General features: G+C 36.2%; 17 protein-coding genes. 11 read left to right on the top strand and 6 right to left on the bottom strand.

Going from position 1 to position 19,173, the window contains the following annotated elements; genetic code table 11:
- The first annotated feature begins 211 nt into the window (after positions 1 to 211).
- From sucA to sucD, 4 genes are all read left to right on the top strand, one after another.
- On the top strand, positions 212 to 3,025 hold the full coding sequence (gene sucA / locus QS62_RS08865) for a 2-oxoglutarate dehydrogenase E1 component (protein WP_066108991.1): 2,814 nt from the start codon (positions 212 to 214) through the stop codon (positions 3,023 to 3,025).
- A gap of 15 nt (positions 3,026 to 3,040) precedes the next feature.
- Entirely contained in the window at positions 3,041 to 4,246 is a 1,206-nt protein-coding gene (gene odhB, locus QS62_RS08860) for a 2-oxoglutarate dehydrogenase complex dihydrolipoyllysine-residue succinyltransferase (RefSeq protein ID WP_066108989.1), read from the top strand.
- 84 nt (positions 4,247 to 4,330) lie between these two features.
- On the top strand, positions 4,331 to 5,497 hold the full coding sequence (gene sucC, locus QS62_RS08855) for an ADP-forming succinate--CoA ligase subunit beta (RefSeq protein WP_066108986.1): 1,167 nt from the start codon (positions 4,331 to 4,333) through the stop codon (positions 5,495 to 5,497).
- Entirely contained in the window at positions 5,497 to 6,366 is an 870-nt protein-coding gene (sucD, locus tag QS62_RS08850; protein WP_065233791.1) for a succinate--CoA ligase subunit alpha, read from the top strand. The genes sucC and sucD overlap by 1 nt, the downstream gene beginning before the upstream one ends.
- 1,423 nt (positions 6,367 to 7,789) lie before the next feature.
- Here the strand turns inward: sucD and QS62_RS08840 are convergent.
- From QS62_RS08840 to QS62_RS08820, 5 genes are all read right to left on the bottom strand, one after another.
- Positions 7,790 to 9,085 carry an ATP-binding protein gene (locus QS62_RS08840; RefSeq protein WP_066108982.1) on the bottom strand — a complete coding sequence of 432 codons (1,296 nt, stop codon included), beginning with the start codon at positions 9,083 to 9,085 and terminating at the stop codon, positions 7,790 to 7,792.
- Between the two features lie 226 nt (positions 9,086 to 9,311).
- Complete coding sequence (gene gorA / locus QS62_RS08835) at positions 9,312 to 10,664, bottom strand: glutathione-disulfide reductase (RefSeq protein WP_066108979.1); 1,353 nt, start codon at positions 10,662 to 10,664, stop codon at positions 9,312 to 9,314.
- Positions 10,665 to 10,771: 107 nt separating this feature from the next.
- A complete protein-coding gene (locus QS62_RS08830) occupies positions 10,772 to 11,614 on the bottom strand; it encodes a 23S rRNA (adenine(2030)-N(6))-methyltransferase RlmJ (RefSeq protein WP_066108976.1) in 843 nt (280 codons plus the stop codon).
- 10 nt (positions 11,615 to 11,624) lie between these two features.
- On the bottom strand, positions 11,625 to 12,167 hold the full coding sequence (locus QS62_RS08825; protein WP_066108973.1) for a methylated-DNA--[protein]-cysteine S-methyltransferase: 543 nt from the start codon (positions 12,165 to 12,167) through the stop codon (positions 11,625 to 11,627).
- Positions 12,168 to 12,226: 59 nt separating this feature from the next.
- Complete coding sequence (locus QS62_RS08820) at positions 12,227 to 13,123, bottom strand: DMT family transporter (protein WP_066108970.1); 897 nt, start codon at positions 13,121 to 13,123, stop codon at positions 12,227 to 12,229.
- A 184-nt stretch (positions 13,124 to 13,307) separates the two neighbouring features.
- On the opposite strand from QS62_RS08820, the gene ruvA reads away from it, so the two are divergent.
- The 6 genes from ruvA to QS62_RS08790 all read left to right on the top strand — a co-directional run bounded on the left by ruvA (position 13,308) and on the right by QS62_RS08790 (position 17,221).
- Positions 13,308 to 13,925, top strand: a complete 618-nt coding sequence (gene ruvA / locus QS62_RS08815) for a Holliday junction branch migration protein RuvA (RefSeq protein ID WP_066108965.1) — start codon at positions 13,308 to 13,310, stop codon at positions 13,923 to 13,925.
- 18 nt (positions 13,926 to 13,943) lie between these two features.
- The gene (gene ruvB, locus QS62_RS08810) at positions 13,944 to 14,945 is read left to right on the top strand and encodes a Holliday junction branch migration DNA helicase RuvB (RefSeq protein ID WP_066108962.1); all 1,002 of its coding nucleotides are present in this window, start codon (positions 13,944 to 13,946) and stop codon (positions 14,943 to 14,945) included.
- 233 nt (positions 14,946 to 15,178) lie between these two features.
- The gene (gene infC, locus QS62_RS08805; protein ID WP_082966169.1) at positions 15,179 to 15,721 is read left to right on the top strand and encodes a translation initiation factor IF-3; all 543 of its coding nucleotides are present in this window, start codon (positions 15,179 to 15,181) and stop codon (positions 15,719 to 15,721) included.
- A gap of 102 nt (positions 15,722 to 15,823) precedes the next feature.
- The gene (gene rpmI, locus QS62_RS08800; RefSeq protein ID WP_013745268.1) at positions 15,824 to 16,021 is read left to right on the top strand and encodes a 50S ribosomal protein L35; all 198 of its coding nucleotides are present in this window, start codon (positions 15,824 to 15,826) and stop codon (positions 16,019 to 16,021) included.
- 59 nt (positions 16,022 to 16,080) lie between these two features.
- Positions 16,081 to 16,434, top strand: coding sequence for a 50S ribosomal protein L20 (gene rplT / locus QS62_RS08795; protein ID WP_066108956.1), 354 nt, complete (start codon positions 16,081 to 16,083; stop codon positions 16,432 to 16,434).
- Positions 16,435 to 16,513: 79 nt separating this feature from the next.
- Positions 16,514 to 17,221, top strand: a complete 708-nt coding sequence (locus tag QS62_RS08790; protein ID WP_066108953.1) for an ACP-like domain-containing protein — start codon at positions 16,514 to 16,516, stop codon at positions 17,219 to 17,221.
- Between the two features lie 61 nt (positions 17,222 to 17,282).
- On the opposite strand, the gene QS62_RS08785 is transcribed toward QS62_RS08790, so the two are convergent.
- Complete coding sequence (locus QS62_RS08785; protein WP_066108950.1) at positions 17,283 to 17,573, bottom strand: YfcZ/YiiS family protein; 291 nt, start codon at positions 17,571 to 17,573, stop codon at positions 17,283 to 17,285.
- 229 nt (positions 17,574 to 17,802) lie between these two features.
- Between QS62_RS08785 and QS62_RS08780 the strand changes: the two genes are divergently transcribed.
- Entirely contained in the window at positions 17,803 to 19,110 is a 1,308-nt protein-coding gene (locus QS62_RS08780; RefSeq protein WP_066108947.1) for a porin, read from the top strand.
- Positions 19,111 to 19,173: the final 63 nt, after the last annotated feature.

Here is a 19,173-nt window from a genome sequence, read left to right as displayed (position 1 = left end):
ATTTCTGGGGATTGTTTGTTTTGTTTTTGTTAAAAATGTAACAAATGTCACAGAAAATAATTTTTTAATGGACGATAATAAGCATACTCCAATTTCGAGTGAATCTTCTAGCTATTTTATAGGAGTAACATCGAATTTGTTGTTAAACTTATAAACTAGTGAAAAAAGTTGTAGCGCAACTGTTGTAAGTAAAAAAGTGAAGGACTTATCAATGCAATCTAACAATACAATGAAAGAATGGCTCGCCTCAACCGCATTTGGAGGCGCAAACCAATCTTATATTGAAGATCTTTATGAATCTTATCTAACCGACCCTAACAGTGTTTCCTCAGAATGGCAGTCAATTTTCCAACAATGGAAAGCAGAAAACGATCAACCACATACTCCAATTAAAGACTATTTTAGACGTTTAGCTAGTGAAAGCCGTCGTGGTCAACAAACTGTAATTGATCCTGAAGCAGGTGCAAAACAAGTTCGTTTATTACAATGGATTAATGCATATCACTTCCGCGGACATTTAAATGCCAACCTTGATCCACTCAATATGTGGAACCGTCCAAAAATCCAAGAGCTCGATTATCACCATCATGGTTTTACCGATGATGAGCTAGATGAACGTTTTAATTTAGGTCATTATGCGTATCAACGCGAAAGCATGACGTTGCGTGAAATTGATAAAGCGTTAAAAGAAACCTATTGTGGGCATATTGGTTTAGAATTTATGCACGTAACTAATGTCGAAATGCGTCGTTGGTTACAAAGTAAAATTGAATCTGTATTAAATAAACCGTTGTTTAATAAAGAAGAAAAATTAACGTTCTTAAAAGAACTAACAGCGGCAGATGGTTTAGAACGTTATCTTGGTGCCAAATTCCCAGGCGCAAAACGTTTCTCTTTAGAAGGTAGTGATGCTTTTATTCCATTGATGAAAGAAATTATTCGTCATGCCAGCAAACATGGTGTGAAAGATGTTGTGATGGGAATGGCGCATCGTGGACGCCTCAATATGTTAGTTAATGTATTAGGTAAGAAACCAAGTGAATTATTTGATGAATTTGCCGGGAAGCATGCAAGTAATAGAACCGGTGATGTGAAATATCACCAAGGTTTTTCGTCTAACTTTATGACAGAAGATGGGCTAGTGCATTTGGCATTAGCTTTTAACCCATCACACTTAGAAATTGTAAGTCCAGTAGTTATCGGTTCAGTACGTGCTAGACAAAATCGCAGCCATGATACTGAACGTCAGAATGTGTTAGCAGTAACTGTTCATGGTGACTCAGCGGTTGCAGGGCAAGGAATTGTACAAGAAACCTTAAATATGTCAGCGACTCGTGGTTATACTGTAGGCGGTACCATTCGTATTGTTATTAATAACCAAATTGGTTTTACCACTTCTAATCCTAATGATACCCGTTCAACAGAATATTGTACTGATATTGCGAAAATGATTCAGGCACCGATTATCCATGTTAATGGTGATGATCCTGAAGCGGTAGCGTTTGCTGGTCGTCTTGCGGTGGAATATCGTGCTAAATTTAAACGTGATATCTTCATTGATCTTATCTCTTATCGTCGTCATGGGCATAACGAAGCTGATGAACCGTCAGCAACTCAACCGTTGATGTATAAGAAAATTAAAGGACACCCAACTCCTCGCAAAGTGTATGCTGATTTATTAGTAGAACAGCAAGTAATTTCAGAGGAAGAAGCGACAGCTATCGTGAATGATTATCGTGATGCATTGGATCGCGGTGAATGTGTGGTGCCGGAATTTGTACCAATTGATATGAACAAAATTGACTGGTTACCATATTTAAATCATAGCTGGACTTGTCCATATGAAAGCAAATTCCCACAAGATCGTTTTAAAGCGTTAGCGCATAAGATTAGTGAATATCCAGCTAATCATCCATTACAAAGTCGTGTAGCGAAAATTTACGCTGATCGCCAAGCGATGGCAAAAGGTGAGAAACCATTTGACTGGGGTATGGCGGAAACAATGGCTTATGCCACTTTACTCGATGAAGGTAACCATATCCGTTTATCTGGTGAAGATGCTGGACGTGGTACATTCTTCCACCGTCATGCCGTCTTACATAACCAAGAAAATGGTACAACTTATACTCCATTGCAACACCTTCATGATCAACAAGGTGAATTTGAAGTTTGGGATTCTGTACTTTCAGAAGAATCAGTGTTGGCATTTGAATATGGTTTCGCTACCACAACACCAAGAACTTTAACTTTATGGGAAGCACAATTTGGTGATTTCGCTAACGTGGCACAAGTTGTAATCGACCAATTTATCAGTTCAGGTGAACAAAAATGGGGCAGAATGTGTGGTTTAGTGATGTTGTTACCTCATGGTTATGAAGGTCAAGGTCCAGAACATTCATCTGCACGTTTAGAGCGTTATCTACAACTTTGTGCTGAAGATAATATTCAAGTTTGTGTGCCATCAACACCAGCGCAAGTTTACCATATGTTAAGACGTCAATTATTACGTAAAGTACGTCGTCCACTTATCGTGATTACACCAAAATCTTTATTACGTCATCCATTAGCTGTTTCAGAAATGGCAGAACTTTATGATGGCGAATTCAAAAATGCGATTGGTGAAATTGATAATTTAGATGCAAAACAAGTAAAACGTGTCGTGTTATGTTCAGGTAAGGTTTATTACGATCTGTTAGAAGAAAGACGTAAACGTGAAATCACTGATGTGGCGATAGTACGTATCGAACAGTTATACCCTTATCCACATACAGAGATGAAAGAAATTTTATCAGCGTATCAACACGTCACTGATTTTGTATGGTGTCAAGAAGAGCCACAAAACCAAGGTGCTTGGTATTGTAGCCAACATAATTTCTATGCGTCCTTACCAGAAGGCACGAAGTTGCGTTATGCAGGACGTCCAGCGTCTGCATCACCAGCGGTAGGTTATATGTCATTACATATCAAACAACAAAAAGCGTTGATTGATGATGCACTAACTATTGAATCAAAAGAATCTAACTAAGTAGAGGATATATAAATGAGTAATGTTGAAATTGTTGTTCCTGATTTGCCGGAATCTGTTGCCGATGCAACTGTTGCCACTTGGCATAAAAAAGCAGGTGATTTTGTTAAACGTGATGAAGTGCTTGTTGAAATTGAAACCGATAAAGTGGTGTTAGAAGTTCCTGCGAGTATTGATGGTGTTTTAGATAGCATTGTTGAAGAAGAAGGTGCAACTGTTGTTAGTAAACAACTATTAGGTAAGTTACGCGAAGTAAAAGAAGGCGAAGAAACTAAAGCTAGCGTTAACCAAACTGAACCAACCCCTTCAGATCGTCAACATGCTGCGATTGAACCTGATAGTTCAAATGATGCTTTAAGCCCAGGGGTACGTCGTTTACTTGCAGAAAAAGATCTTGATCCGAGCAAAATTAAAGGTTCTGGTGTAGGCGGACGTTTAACTCGTGAAGATGTTGAAGCTTATGCTGCTTCTGTATCGACTGCGAAACCGGCAGTTGAAGAAGCTGCACCGGCATTAGCAGCACGCAGTGAAAAACGTGTACCTATGACTCGTTTACGTAAACGTATTGCTGAACGTCTATTAGAAGCAAAAAATAGTACAGCAATGCTTACTACTTTCAATGAATTGGATATGACTCCAATCAAGAAATTACGTAAACAATACGGTGAACAATTTGAGAAGAAACATGGTGTACGTTTAGGCTTTATGTCTTTCTATGTGAAAGCAGTAGTAGAAGCGTTAAAACGTTATCCAGAAATCAATGCCTCACTTGACGGTGATGATATTGTGTACCACAACTATTTTGATATTAGTATTGCTGTTTCAACGCCACGCGGCTTGGTAACACCAGTATTACGCGACTGTGATCAACTCAGTATGGCTGAAATTGAGAAACAAATTAAAGTATTAGCGGAAAAAGGTCGTGACGGTAAATTAACTGTTGAAGATCTCACAGGTGGTAATTTCACTATTACCAACGGCGGTGTGTTTGGTTCATTAATGTCAACACCGATTATCAACCCACCACAAAGTGCCATTTTAGGTATGCATGCGATTAAAGATCGTCCGGTTGCGGTGAATGGTCAAGTTGAGATTCGTCCAATGATGTATCTTGCCTTGTCTTATGATCACCGTTTAGTTGATGGTAGAGAGTCAGTCGGTTTCTTAGTAACCATTAAAGAATTGTTGGAAGATCCAACACGTATCTTATTAGAAATCTAAGCTAATAATTATTACTACATTCAATCAATGCCTGCCATTAGTGATTAATGGCGGGCGGTGCAAATGCAATCAATAGGAGAAAGCATGAATTTACATGAATATCAAAGTAAGCAAATTTTTGCTGAATATAACTTACCTGTAAGTAAAGGTATTGCTTGTCAAAACTTAGAAGAAGGTTTACAAGCGATGAAAACATTAGGCGGCAATGAATGGGTAGTAAAATGTCAAGTTCATGCTGGCGGACGTGGTAAAGCGGGCGGCGTAAAATTAGCTCGTACTGAACAAGAAGTCGCCGAATTTTTTGATCGCTGGTTAGGCAAACGTTTGGTTACTTTCCAAACTGATGCGAATGGTCAACCAGTTAATACAATTTATATCGAAGAAGCTTCACAAATCCAAAAAGAGTTGTATGTAGGAATGGTAATTGACCGTTCATCACAATCAGTAGTCTTTATGGCATCAACTGAAGGTGGGGTAAATATTGAAGAAGTAGCAGCAAAAACACCACATTTATTACATAAAGTTTATGTGGATGCACTAATTGGTGGTATGCCATATCAAGGTCGTGAGTTAGCGTTTAAATTGGGTTTAAATCCAGAACAAACCAAACAATTCACACAAATGTTCTGCCAATTAACCAAACTCTTTATCGAAAAAGATGCGGCATTACTCGAAATTAACCCATTAGTAATTTTAGAAAGCGGAAAATTACATTGTTTAGATGCGAAAGTCGTGATTGATGGTAATGCGTTATATCGTCATCCAGATTTACTCGCAATGCGTGATTTAAGCCAAGAAGATCCACGTGAAGCGGAAGCAGAAGAATCACAACTTAACTATGTTGCGCTTGATGGTAACATCGGTTGTATGGTGAATGGTGCTGGTTTAGCAATGGGAACAATGGATATTGTTAAACTTCATGGTGGTAATCCGGCGAACTTCCTCGATGTTGGTGGTGGTGCAACAAAAGAACGTGTGGCAACAGCCTTCAAAATTATCCTTTCTGATAAAAATGTAAAAGCGGTATTGGTAAATATCTTTGGTGGTATTGTACGTTGTGACTTGATTGCTAACGGAATTATTGATGCGGTGAAAGAAGTTGGTATCAATGTACCAGTTGTGGTGAGATTAGAAGGAAACAACGCTGAATTAGGTCGTGAAATTCTAGCAAATAGTGGACTTAAAATTATGGCGGCCAATTCATTAACAGAAGCGGCACAAATGGTAGTTAAAGCTGCGGAGGAAAAATAATGTCTATTTTAATTGATAAAAATACAAAAGTTATTTGTCAGGGTTTTACTGGCGGTCAAGGAACTTTCCATTCAGAACAAGCTTTAGCTTACGGTACTCAATTAGTCGGTGGGGTTTCACCAAATAAAGGCGGCACAACTCATCTAGGTTTACCAGTATTTAATACTGTTCGTGAAGCAGTAGAAGCAACAGGCGCAACAGCTTCTGTTATTTATGTACCAGCGCCGGGCTGTAAAGATGCAATTTTAGAAGCGATTGATGCAGGTATTCAGCTAGTTGTTTGTATTACTGAAGGTATCCCAACAGTGGATATGTTAGTAGTAAAACAAAAACTTAACCAAACTGGTGTACGTATGATTGGCCCTAACTGCCCTGGCGTAATTACTCCGGGTGAATGTAAAATCGGTATTATGCCAGCACATATTCACAAAAAAGGTAGCATTGGTATCGTATCTCGTTCAGGTACATTAACTTATGAAGCTGTAAAACAAACTACTGATGAAGGTTATGGCCAATCAACTTGTGTTGGTATTGGTGGTGACCCAATTCCAGGTTCAAGTTTTATTGATATCCTTAAACTATTTGAAGCTGATCCTGAAACGAAAGCGATTGTGATGATCGGTGAAATCGGTGGTTCGGCAGAAGAAGAAGCGGCAGCTTATATTAAGCAACACGTCACTAAACCAGTTGTTTCTTATATTGCTGGGGTAACTGCGCCAAAAGGTAAACGTATGGGACACGCAGGTGCGATTATCAGCGGTGGTAAAGGAACCGCAGATGAAAAATATGCAGCACTTGAAGCAGCAGGCGTGAAAACTGTACGTAGCTTAGCTGATATTGGTAAAGCATTACGTGAGTTATTAGGCTAGTTAGTATTTTAATTACTAAAATTAAATGAAAGAAATCCGCCGTCAGGCGGATTTTTTGTAGCCTGGTAGAAATATATGTATATTTTACTTATCTCGCTGAAGTTAATATTTTTATTAACTATCAAAATTTAGAAATTTTCTCCTTAGAGATGAAAGAAGTGGTTAGTATAGAAACTAAATATAATATATTATTTATAAATTATAAAAATAATGTGTGTAAAATTAGTTTTGATGATTTATTTTCTATCAAAATGATATAAGAATATACTTATTAAAACATATAAAATAAAAAGTAGTTATTTAAATTAATTTTGAATAAATATATACAAGTACTGAGTTTAATAGATTTTAAAAATTTTTTATCGGAGGAAATTTCTCTGAAATGCTAAAGCTAGATATTCTAATAATTCTATATTAAAAATAAAGAAAGACTAAATAATGCAATTAAAGATTTATCAAATATTCAAGGGGATGAAGGATGTTTGATAAAAGTATGGATATAACTATTCGTCAAAAGGAATCAAAATAATGAAGAAAAAATATTAGGAGTATGTAGTATATTCATATGTTATTATGTTTGTTTTATAGTGATTTATCTGTTATTTAGATTGCTTGATTTTTTTATGATAAAGTTTTTATTTTTGATATAAATATTTTATAATAGTATGTTATCGAAAGCATTATTAGCAACAATTTTTACAGTTTTACTTGCAAAAATTGGAAAGATGTTTGGACTGAAATAATTACTTTTTTCTCAAAAATTTAGTTTATCTATATACATAATAAAAAATGAATAGAGATAATAGAAAAATGGTTTTTAGTATTTTTGATATGTTATTTATATTTGTTGGTAATTGGAACACCTATTTTTATTTTAAGATATATTAACTATGGGGATTTAATTGATTATAGAAATTTTTATTGATTGCTAAAAGGATCGATGTTTATATTCTTATTTGTATTTTATATGTTAGATTTATTAATTGAAAAATATTTTGCTAAAACTTTAATTGGTTCTGCTATTGGGAGTATTTCTGATTTTGGAATAGATAATATTTTATCAAGAAATAAAGAGGGTAATAAATAATGAAAATTTTCATATATGGATTTATTGCAGTTTATGTGGGAATAATTTCAGGAAAAATATTTTCTTTTCTATTTGATAAATACATTAATGATATTACAAGTAGCATTGATTTTTTTGAACCTATAGCAAATTCAATTATAGGGGCTATTATAATATATTTTGTACGTATAATTTTTCGAAGAAATGATTAAATACATACCATTGGCAAATAAGATATTTAAAAATTAGTGAGTTATAATTGTTAGTGAATTAGCAGAAAAAAATTATCACTAAATATCTTTTATCTGTAATCCTCAAAAACTTCATCAAATCATAAAAACAAAATAAGTTGGTATCTTAAGCTAATTTCTTACTCAAGGCATATAACGGTATATTTACCACCCAATCTTGTTCTTTGTAATCCGCCATTGATAATCGTAGTGCCTGTTTAGGTTGATACTGATCAACATACACTTTTAAACTTTTTGCTTTAAGATTTTCTTCAGCTTTTACTTCGATAGGCGTAACATCCTGTCCTTGTTGTAAAATAAAATCGACTTCGGCGGTGCCTTTTTCCGTTGCCCAGTAGAAGATAGGATTATCTTGTAGTACTAGCAATTGTTGTAAGACATATTGTTCTGTTAATGAACCTTTAAATTCAGTAAATAGACGATTACCTTCTAGTAGAATACTTGGATCTAAGTAACTTTGTGCGGCAAGTAAACCAACATCAAGACTAAATAATTTAAAAGCATTATCCTGATAAGCACTAAGAGGTAAGTGAGGTTTTTTAATACGTTGCACAGTATGCACTAAGCCACTATCTTTCAGCCATTGTAGAGCGAGCTCATAGTCTTTGCTTCTTGCACCTTTCTGTAGATGAGTATAGAAAAATTTTTTATTTTCTTTAGCTAGTTGTTCTGGGATGCTGTTCCATAAGGCTCGTACTCGTTGTACGGTTTGCCCATCTTGAATATGTTTAGAAAAATCCTGTTCATACGCCATTAATAGATTACGTTGTACTTGACGTACTTCATCTAAATTTTGTGTTGCAACAAAGTTTTTAACTGCTTCGGGCATACCACCAACGAAATAATATTGACGCAATAACTCAATATAATGAGATTTCATCGTACTAATTAACACCCAATCTTGCATCTTCAATAGTTGAACGAGATCATCTTTACCCATTGCCCATAGAAATTCTTGAAAATCCATTGGATAAATTGGCAAGAAATCGACTTTTCCTACAGGAAAAGAGGTTTGATGGTGAAGTGATATACCTAATAATGATCCTGCGGCAATAATATAAAATTGGGGAGCATTTTCATAAAAATATTTTAGAGAAGATAATGCTTGTGGTACTTCTTGAATTTCATCAAAAATCAGCAATGTATTTTCAGCCTGGATATCAACACCACTTTCAATTTTTAGTCCTAAAATCAGCCGATCGATATTGTAATCTCCAGAAAATAAGGTTTTCATTCTAGGATTGTTATCAAAATTGATATAGGCAACCTGATCAAATGCCTGTTCACCAAAATGCTGCATTATCCAGGTTTTACCAACTTGTCTTGCGCCTTGTATAATTAGCGGTTTACGATTGTTTTTTGTTTTCCATTTCTGTAATAAAGCTAAGATATGACGTTTCATTTTGCATCTTCTGTTCTGGATTTTTTATTATTATAGAGTGATTAAAACACTTTTTCCAAGGAAAAAGTGAGTTGGTTAAACACTTTTTTCAATGAAAAAATGTTATTTTTTACATTTTTTCTAAGGAAAAAGTGTGAATTGGTGTTTAGAAAGAATATCGACCTACAAAAAATATACCCCAACAAAGTTGGGGCATATTGAGATATTGAATGTTTGTGCGTTGTGTTTAACGCATAGTAACAAACTCTTCTGAGCCTGTTGGGTGAATTGCCACTGTATTATCAAAGTCTTTTTTGGTAGCACCCATTTTGATTGCCACCGCAAAACCTTGAATCATTTCATCAACACCAAAACCAATACCATGTAAACCAACGATTTTTTCTTCAGCACCAACACAAACCAATTTCATTCGACAAGGTTGGCGATGTTGAGTAACGGCAGTGTACATAGAAGTGAAAGTAGATTTATACACTTTCACCTGTTCTGCACCATATTGTTCAATTGCTTGTGGTTCAGTGAGACCAACGGTACCAATCGGTGGGTGGCTAAATACCACAGTTGGAATAAGGTTATAATCTAAATGTTCATTTGGTTTGTTGTTAAATAAACGTTCAGATAAACGACGACCAGCGGCTACTGCCACAGGAGTCAATTCAACTGCACCAGTGTTATCACCAACAGCATAAATACCTTTAACATTGGTATTTTGGTATTTATCAACTTCAATAAATCCTTTACTGTTCGTTTTTACACCAGCGGCTTCAAGGTTTAAGTTATCTGTCATTGGAACACGACCAATCGCCCAAACAAGGCAATCAACAGTTTGTGAACGACCATCTTCAAGGAATAACGTTAAGCTACCATCTGCGTTTTTGACCACTTTTTGTGGTACAGCTTGAGTATGTAAAGTTGCACCCTCGTTATTCATAATTTCAACTAAGGTTTCCACAATTAGTGGATCAAAATTACGAAGAGGAGCGTGTTTACGTACGAATAGATGCGTTTCTACGCCAAGATTATGTAATACGCCAGCAAGTTCGACAGCAATATAACCTGCCCCAACAACAGCAACGCGTTTCGGTAATTCTGTTAATGCAAATACACCATCAGAATCGATCCCATATTCTGCACCTTCGATATTTGGATGACTTGGACGACCACCAGTTGCAATTAAGATATGTTTTGCTCTGATTTGTTCACCGTTTACTTCAACAGTATTAGCGTCAACAAATTTAGCGAAGCCACGAATGACATCAACTTTGTTATTACCAAGAACACGTTCATAAGATTGATGAATGCGATCAATATAAGCTTCGCGGCTCTCACGTAATTTAGCAAAGTCAAAACGATTAACGGTAACATCAAAACCATAATCTGGAGCATAAAGATTAATAGCTTCGGCGATTTGTGCACCATACCACATTACTTTTTTCGGTACACAACCTACGTTTACACAAGTTCCGCCTAAATATTTCGCTTCAATAATGGCACATTTTTTGCCGTAACTGGCAGCACGATTAATCGATGCAATACCGCCACTACCGCCACCGATAGCAATATAATCATATTCTCTCATTATACTTTCTCCTATATTTTATTAGGTTCTGTTCAAGTATGTGTATTTTGACCAAATTCAGTCAGTGATACCAACTGTTACGATAAATCAGTTTAATCGGTAATAGCGATTTACTCTGGTGTGATCCAATTGACTGACCAATGTCCGGTTCCTTCTGGCGCTAATACTTTTGTCAAATAAGGCAATACCTCTTTCATTTGGCTTTCGAGTTTCCAAGGTGGATTAATTACAATCATTCCGCTTGCCGTCATACCACGTTGTGCTGTATCAGGACGAATTCCTAACTCAATTTGTAAGATTTTACGAATTTGTGTCGCTTCAAATGCGTGGATCATTTTTTTCACTTGTTGGCGTAAAACCACCGGATACCAAATAGCATAAGTACCTGTTGCAAAACGTTTATAGCCCTCAATGATAGCTTCTACGACTAACTGATAATCTTCTTTTAATTCATAAGGCGGATCGATCAAAATAAAACCACGACGTTCTTTTGGCGGTAATGCAGATTTTAGCTGTTGAAAGCCATTTTCTAATTTAACCTGAACATTTTGGCTTTTAAGCATATTTTTACGTAATAGTGGATAATCGCTAGGATGGATTTCGGTAAGAATAGCGCGATCTTGCGGGCGTAATAGATTTGCCGCTAATAATGGCGATCCCGGATAAAAGCGTAATTTGCCAGAATTATTCACTTTTTTAATTTGTGCTAGATAGTATTGCACAATCTCTGGCACATCTTGTCGTTCCCATAACGCGCCAATACCGTCAACAAATTCTGCTGTTTTTTCAGCTTCAAAGCTTTGTAATGAATAAAGCCCTGCACCAGCGTGAGTATCTAAATAAAGAAAGCCTTTTTCTTTTTGTTGTAAGGCTTCCAAAATTAATAATTGCACAATATGTTTTAATACATCAGCATAGTTGCCAGCGTGAAAACTGTGGCGATAACTTAGCATAAAAATCCTCTTATTTTTCTAATCGATTCCAATGTTTAGGAGTAACAAACTCAATACCCTTATCAATAAAGGTAATATTTTCGTGTTTAAGTAGATAACGTTTTACAGGCAAACCACCGCCAAACCCTGTTAATTGTTGCTGTTTCCCTAAAATACGATGGCAAGGCACAATAATACTAATTGGATTACGTCCAACGGCACCACCTACAGCACGTACTGCTTTAGGTTTACCAATACGAGTGGCAATATCAGCGTAAGTTGCTGTTTGTCCAAATGGAATTTGTAATAGTTGCTGCCAAACAGCTTGCTGAAACTCTGTACCTAGTAATTTTAATGGTAGATCAACAAACGCATCTTGTTGTCCTGCAAAATAGTTATGCAGTGCCTGTTCTGTTTGTTGTAAAACAGGATGATGATCAGTGACTAACCAATGTTCACTTTGCCGCTCAAATTCAGCAGTGAACAAAATACCAATTAAATGGTGTTGATGTGCTAATAGTTGTAATTTTCCCACAGGGGAATCCATTGTTTGTAAAAAGATCTGTTCTTTCATTTTTTCCCTCTTATGGAAGCACAAAAAAGACGCTATTTTGCGAAAAAATTGGTTAGTTCTCAAGTAGATTGTCGATTTCTACCTTTGAGTAAACCAAGTAAATTTTGAATTCGATAAATTAATAATGCCGATAAGATTAAAGCGCTACCGATAATTTTCACTGTTGTCAGTTGTTCGCCGAGTAAAATTACGCTCAAAATAATTGTCCAAACCGGTTCAAGCAGCATAATAATTGAGGCATTTGCAATATGGCAGTAGCGCTGTCCGATAGTTTGTAACATATAACGGAAATTAGTACCAATTAAGACACTGGTTGCTAACCAACCAATTGCTGATGAAGGGATCTCACTTTGCCACTCTTCGGTAAGTAAAGAGTAAGATAAACAAAGCACACCAACAACCGCAAGTTGTAATGTAGTTAGCGGTAAAGGGGCAATGGACTTGGAATATTGATTATGTAATACGAAATAAATGGCAGAGAATAATGACGCCAGTAAATATAATGAACTATCGAGTGAAAAGTGAAAATCTCCTTTAGAATTTGCTAATAAATAGACACCGCATAGCGCAGTTGGTAAAGCAATCCAGAAAGTACGCAATGGTTTATTACGAAAGACTAGCCAAGAAATTAATGGGGCTAATAACATTGATACACTTAATAAAAAGGCACCAGAACCTAAATTATTATTAAAGGTAATAGCGATAATCCAAGTCGCCATAAAAATCGCAAATACTAAGCCAGTAGAGAGTGCACGCAAAATTTCAGAATGAGTTAAACGCTTAAATTGTGGATAGGCAAAAGGGAAGAAAATTAGTGCAGCAGAGAAGAAACGTAAACCAATAAAACCAACGGGTGGAAAGCCAACTAAAGCATATTTTGAAAAGAACCAACCTGCTGCCGCTAAAATAGAAACAAAAAAGAGTATAATTTCACCGCTACCATTAATATTTTTCATGCCTGATATCCATTTTCTTTTTTTATTGTTATGTATTATCGGCATTCATTAGAAGCGTGTAAAACCTTTTTCTAAAAGAATTGATCAATTGTTGTTATAGCGAAAATGGCTTGATTAAAGTTACTGGATGTTTATACAGTTTTCTTGTATGCTATGCAGCAGTTTTTTTGTGAGGTTGAGTATAATGATTGGGCATTTACGAGGTATTTTGTTAGAGAAGTCACCGCCAGAAATCTTGTTAGATGTTAATGGTGTCGGTTATGAGTTGTTATTACCAATGACAAGTTTTTATCATCTGCCAGAAATTAATATGGAAACCACGCTTTATACGCATTTAGTGGTTAGGGAAGATGCCCATCTCTTATTCGGTTTTTATCAAAAACAAGATCGCACATTATTTCGTGAATTGATTAAAACAAATGGTGTTGGTCCTAAATTGGCATTAGCAATTTTATCGGCGATGTCAGTGAGTGAATTTGCTTATGCAATTGAGCATGAAGAGTTATCAAAATTAGTCAAAATTCCTGGTGTAGGTAAGAAAACAGCAGAGCGTTTACTGGTAGAATTAAAAGGCAAATTTAAACAGTATCCACAAGAAGATTTCTTTGTTGAGAAGAAAGTTGGTGCAACAATGGATGAACCTATTGTGATGGCGGAATCTTCGCCAGTGGACGATGCAATTTCTGCATTAGTCGCTTTAGGTTATAAACCAACAGAAGCGGAAAAAATGGTGAAACGAGTTGCACAGCCAGATCTCAACAGTGAACAATTAATTCGTGAAGCATTAAAAAATGCGCTGTAATACAAAACGGTAGAAAAGATGATTGAAGTAGATCGCATTATTAGTCCAACCGCTAAAGCAGAAGAAGAGTATATTGATCGCGCAATTCGCCCTAAATTATTACAAGATTATGTCGGACAGCCACATGTACGTGAGCAGATGGATATTTTTATCAAAGCAGCCAAAATGCGCCAAGATGCTTTAGATCATCTATTAATCTTTGGACCACCTGGGTTAGGTAAAACTACATTAGCAAATATTGTCGCTAATGAAATGGGCGTTAATATTCGGACTACTTCAGGGCCTGTTCTTGAAAAAGCGGGCGATCTTGCCGCTATGCTGACAAATCTTGAACCGCACGATGTTTTATTTATTGATGAAATTCACCGCTTATCGCCAGCAATTGAGGAAGTACTTTATCCAGCAATGGAAGATTATCAATTGGATATTATGATTGGTGAAGGGCCGGCAGCGCGTTCGATCAAATTGGATTTACCACCGTTTACCTTGGTGGGAGCAACAACCAGAGCAGGTTCGTTAACTTCACCGTTACGAGATCGTTTTGGTATTGTGCAACGCCTAGAATTTTATTCAATTCCTGATTTAACCTCGATTGTAATGCGCAGTGCCAACTGTCTTAATTTGCAAATCGCCGATGAAGCGGCACACGAAATTGCTAGACGTTCTCGTGGTACACCGCGGATTGTTAATCGTTTATTGCGTCGTGTACGAGATTATGCCGATGTAAAAAATGGCGGCTTTATTTCACAAGAAGTTGCCAAATCAGCATTAAGTATGTTGGATATTGATTCAGAAGGTTTCGACTTTATGGATCGCAAATTATTAATGGCAATTATCGAACGTTTTGATGGCGGCCCAGTGGGTTTAGATAATCTCGCAGCGGCAATTGGTGAAGAGAAAGAAACGATCGAAGATGTGTTAGAACCTTATTTAATCCAACAAGGTTTTTTACAGCGTACACCAAGAGGTCGTATTGCTACCTCACATACTTATCGCCATTTTGGGATCACTCAAGTATAAAAAATTAACAATTTTATTGCTTCTTACCGAAAAACTGGTCGGAATAGGATTATTATTGAGGAAAAATACAAGAGAGAGCTAGAGTTGTTATTGCAACCTTAACTGAAATCTTATAGAATTTGCACGTTTTTTGCCAAAGAACAGGCAAACTATTTATAAATAGAACTTCTGCTTAAGAAAAATTGTAAAGAAAGCAGTGCAGTTGTAAGTGAAATTATTAGAGGAACAAGACTATTAAAACCGTAAAAAAAGCCCCAGCAACTAATCGCCCGAATCGTATTAATGATGAAATTCGTGTGAAGGAAGTCCGCTTAATTGACCAAGATGGTGAACAAGCGGGTATCGTATCTATCCAACAAGCGTTGGAAATGGCGGAACAAGCCGATCTTGATCTAGTTGAAATAAGCCCTAATGCTGAGCCACCAGTGTGTCGCATTATGAATTACGGTAAGTTCCTCTATGAAAAGAGCAAAACTGCAAAAGAGCAAAAGAAAAAGCAGAAAGTAGTTCAAGTAAAAGAGATTAAGTTCCGTCCAGGAACTGACGAAGGCGACTATCAGGTAAAACTACGCAGCCTGATTCGCTTTTTAGAAGATGGGGATAAAACCAAGATTACGCTACGTTTCCGTGGTCGTGAATTGGCTCATCAACAAATTGGTATCGAGATGTTAGATCGTATTAAAGCAGATTTAGCAGATTTAGCTGTCGTTGAATCTGAACCATCTAAGATCGAAGGTCGCCAAATGGTGATGGTACTTGCCCCGAAAAAGAAATAATAATTAGTGCAACTCAAGTAATAGAAGTAACGATCAATTAATCGTTACTTTTTATTCGCCTAATTATTGGTGATTAATAGTAAACAATGCGGAGTTAAACTCATGCCTAAAATTAAAACAGTACGTGGTGCTGCTAAACGTTTCAAAAAAACTGGAACTGGCGGTTTTAAACGTAAACAATCTCATCTTCGTCATATTTTGACTAAGAAATCAACTAAACGTAAACGTCATTTACGTCATAAATCAATGGTTGCGAAAGCAGACCAAGTTTTAGTCGTAGCTTGTTTACCATACGCATAACCTACGGTTTTGCGAACGTTTCGTTATTTTTTAAGTACAAATAGACAAAGGAGATTCCTATGGCCCGTGTAAAACGTGGTGTTATCGCAAGAGCTCGTCATAAGAAAGTTCTTAAGGCAGCTAAAGGTTATTATGGTGCACGTTCTCGTGTATATCGTGTTGCTTTCCAAGCAGTAATTAAAGCTGGTCAATATGCTTATCGTGACCGTCGTCAACGTAAACGTCAATTCCGTCAATTATGGATTGCTCGTATCAACGCTGCAGCGCGTCAAAATGGTTTATCTTACAGCCGTTTCATCAATGGTTTGAAAAAAGCTTCTGTTGAAATCGATCGTAAGATTCTTGCTGATATCGCAGTATTCGACAAAGTTGCATTTGCTGCATTAGTTGAAAAAGCAAAATCAGCACTTTAATTAACCGAATTATTTTAGTTCGTGAGAAGGGATAGTGGTAATAACACTATCCTTTTTTATTATCAAAGGGAGAATAACGATGAAATTAAAAACAGTAGCAATTGTGGCGTTAGTGGCTTGTTTGCAAATTGGTACGGTGAATGCGGCTGTTACCGAAAATAACTTCAATGTGCAATTTCCGAAAGGGGAAAATTATGCAGAGTTAAATGGAACAATCCAAGGCTATGCCGTAGATCGTTATAGCTTTTATGCGAAAAAAGGACAATTAGCGGAATTAGAAGTATTACAAAAAGATCCACAGATTCAATTTTCCTTAGCATATGCGAAAAAAACAAAGCAAGTTGATTTAGCGGCAAGTCGTCAGTTATTACCTTATTCAGGTAAATATATTTTAAGTGTGTTTCAAACACGTAATGATGCTCGCAAACAACCGAAAGAACATCGCATTTATAATGTTAAATTAATCATTTCAGATCAGTTAGAAAAAGAGAAGCAAACCACATCTAATCACATTACTTACCGTTGCGATAATGGCAAAACATTAGTTGTGACATATACAAAACAGCAAGCGGCGGTGTTATGGCAAGATAAAACACAATTGTTACCATTGGATAAAAAGTTGAGTAACAGTAATAATCCAGTATTCGCTAATCAGCAATATTTACTTAGCTTAGATACGCTAAAGGATGAGGATTGGCAAACCAGCAAAATTAACTCGTGGCTACAATTAGGTAAAACTGCGACAGACGATAAAGTGTTATTGCAAGAGTGTGTTGTGACAAAATAACTGCATTGAAAATAATAGTGTGTAGTAAAACTACACACTATATAAAGAAAAGTTTTCGTAATTAACGAGTAGAGAGTTGGAAAATCATGGTTTCTGCTTGGCAACAGAAAGTGAAGTTTGCATTAAGTTGATAACCACCATCAACTGCAACAATTTCACTACTAATTTCACAAGGATCGCTTTCCGCTGCACGCGCTTTTTCAGTTAAATAAGCAAGTGCTTCTTTAGCTTGTTCTTCACTTTCATACACTTGACTGAAACTCACACTACAATCTTCATTATCAATTACTGTACCAACATCAACACAGCAACATACTTTTGCTTCTTCAGGTTTACATTTCATTTGGCTCATAAATAACTCCATTTCAAAAAAAGATATAAAAAAACAAATTTATTTTAACACGAGATAAAGAGAAAACGGTGCAGAGTTGCGTAATTTTGATCTATATCAAGAGTAAAATTGAACTACTGGTCTAATCACTGTATAGATAACCATAAATCGTATTGAGTTAAGGTAAAAATTTCCATAATATGCGAGCCTTAAAATTAAAATATTTTTTATAACTACAAGGAATAACTCAATGCGTTTACTTTCCAAAACTCTAATTGCAAGTTTAGTGGCAGTGGCATCTCAAGGTGCGTTCGCTTCTGCTTTCCAATTACATGAAACCTCAACTTCAGGTTTAGGTCGTGCTTATGCTGGTGATGCAGCTATTGCCGAAGATGCTTCTGTTGTAGCATCAAATCCAGCATTAATGACATTCTTTAAACGTCCTGAAATTTCTGTTGGTGGAATTTATGTAAATCCGAATATTGATTTGACTGGTACTTTCTTAGGACGGAATGCTGACCATAAGAATATTGCAACAAAAGAAGTTCTTCCTTATGTTTATAGTGTTTATCCAATCAATGATCGTTTTTCTATCGGTGGTGGCATCAATGTTAATTATGGATTAGCGACTGAATTTGATGACAATTATGCAGCTGGTCCTTTTGGTGGTAAAACTGATTTAACCACAATAAACTTTAATTTAAGTGGTGCTTATCGTGTAACTAATAATTTTAGTGTGGGTGCAGGATTAAATGCAGTATATGCTGATGCAGTAGTGGAACGTTATTTAGGTGGATTATCACAATTAGATCCACGTTTGTCTCTTCTTGGTTTAAAAAATTCTAGTGTATTACATAAATTAGAAGGTGATACTTGGGGTTATGGTTGGAATGTTGGTGCAGTTTATGAGTTTAATGAAAATAACCGTATTGGTGTATCATATCATTCACATGTATCACTAGATTTTGATGGTGATTATTCAACAGATATTCCTGTAACTCCTGCATTGATTCCTAGTTTGAGAGGACCTCTTACACTTCGTCAAGCATTAGGTGTTAAAGGGGGAAATGGTTCAGGTTCATTAACATTACCTTTACCAGCTTATTGGGAAGTGGCAGGTTACCATCGTTTATTACCAAAGTTTGCGGTTACTTATAGTGTAAAACGCACTGAATGGAGCCGTTTTAAAGAATTATATGCATATCGTGACGGACAACAATTATTCCAGAAAGATGAAAACTTTAGTGATACTACCCGTATTGCGCTTGGTTTTATCTATGATGTAGATGATAAGTTAACATTACGTGCTGGTGTAGCTCATGATGAAAGTGCTGTACCAAAAGGTTATAATTCAATCTCAATTCCAGATACCGATCGTACTTGGTACACTTTAGGGGCAACTTATCGCTTTACGCCAAACCTTTCAGTTGATGCTGGTTTTGCCTTTATTAAAGGTAAAAACTTGAAATTTACTGAAGAACAAAATGGTATTGCAGGAACATTTGATTCTAAATCAACTGCAACACTTTACGGTTTAGGCTTAAATTACCGTTTCTAATTTTCTGCTAGTAGTAATAGCGACAAAAAAGGCTGAACTTTGTGTTCAGCCTCAGACTGTTGA

Origin of the sequence: Gallibacterium salpingitidis (assembly GCF_001678495.1) — a bacterium.
In the GTDB taxonomy this organism is placed as follows: Bacteria; Pseudomonadota; Gammaproteobacteria; order Enterobacterales; family Pasteurellaceae; genus Gallibacterium; species Gallibacterium salpingitidis.
The sequence above is the reverse complement of the archived record's forward strand: the minus strand, read 5'-3'. Positions and strand labels throughout refer to the sequence as shown.

Bases quoted from the DNA above. Each gene is read 5' to 3' on its own strand.
- sucA (WP_066108991.1), top strand. From the start codon at position 212: ATGCAATCTAACAATACAATGAAAGAATGGCTCGCCTCAACCGCATTT.
- odhB (WP_066108989.1), top strand. From the start codon at position 3,041: ATGAGTAATGTTGAAATTGTTGTTCCTGATTTGCCGGAATCTGTTGCC.
- sucC (WP_066108986.1), top strand. From the start codon at position 4,331: ATGAATTTACATGAATATCAAAGTAAGCAAATTTTTGCTGAATATAAC.
- sucD (WP_065233791.1), top strand. From the start codon at position 5,497: ATGTCTATTTTAATTGATAAAAATACAAAAGTTATTTGTCAGGGTTTT.
- QS62_RS08840 (WP_066108982.1), bottom strand. From the start codon at position 9,085: ATGAAACGTCATATCTTAGCTTTATTACAGAAATGGAAAACAAAAAAC.
- QS62_RS08830 (WP_066108976.1), bottom strand. From the start codon at position 11,614: ATGCTAAGTTATCGCCACAGTTTTCACGCTGGCAACTATGCTGATGTA.
- QS62_RS08825 (WP_066108973.1), bottom strand. From the start codon at position 12,167: ATGAAAGAACAGATCTTTTTACAAACAATGGATTCCCCTGTGGGAAAA.
- QS62_RS08820 (WP_066108970.1), bottom strand. From the start codon at position 13,123: ATGAAAAATATTAATGGTAGCGGTGAAATTATACTCTTTTTTGTTTCT.
- ruvA (WP_066108965.1), top strand. From the start codon at position 13,308: ATGATTGGGCATTTACGAGGTATTTTGTTAGAGAAGTCACCGCCAGAA.
- ruvB (WP_066108962.1), top strand. From the start codon at position 13,944: ATGATTGAAGTAGATCGCATTATTAGTCCAACCGCTAAAGCAGAAGAA.
- rpmI (WP_013745268.1), top strand. From the start codon at position 15,824: ATGCCTAAAATTAAAACAGTACGTGGTGCTGCTAAACGTTTCAAAAAA.
- rplT (WP_066108956.1), top strand. From the start codon at position 16,081: ATGGCCCGTGTAAAACGTGGTGTTATCGCAAGAGCTCGTCATAAGAAA.
- QS62_RS08790 (WP_066108953.1), top strand. From the start codon at position 16,514: ATGAAATTAAAAACAGTAGCAATTGTGGCGTTAGTGGCTTGTTTGCAA.
- QS62_RS08785 (WP_066108950.1), bottom strand. From the start codon at position 17,573: ATGAGCCAAATGAAATGTAAACCTGAAGAAGCAAAAGTATGTTGCTGT.
- QS62_RS08780 (WP_066108947.1), top strand. From the start codon at position 17,803: ATGCGTTTACTTTCCAAAACTCTAATTGCAAGTTTAGTGGCAGTGGCA.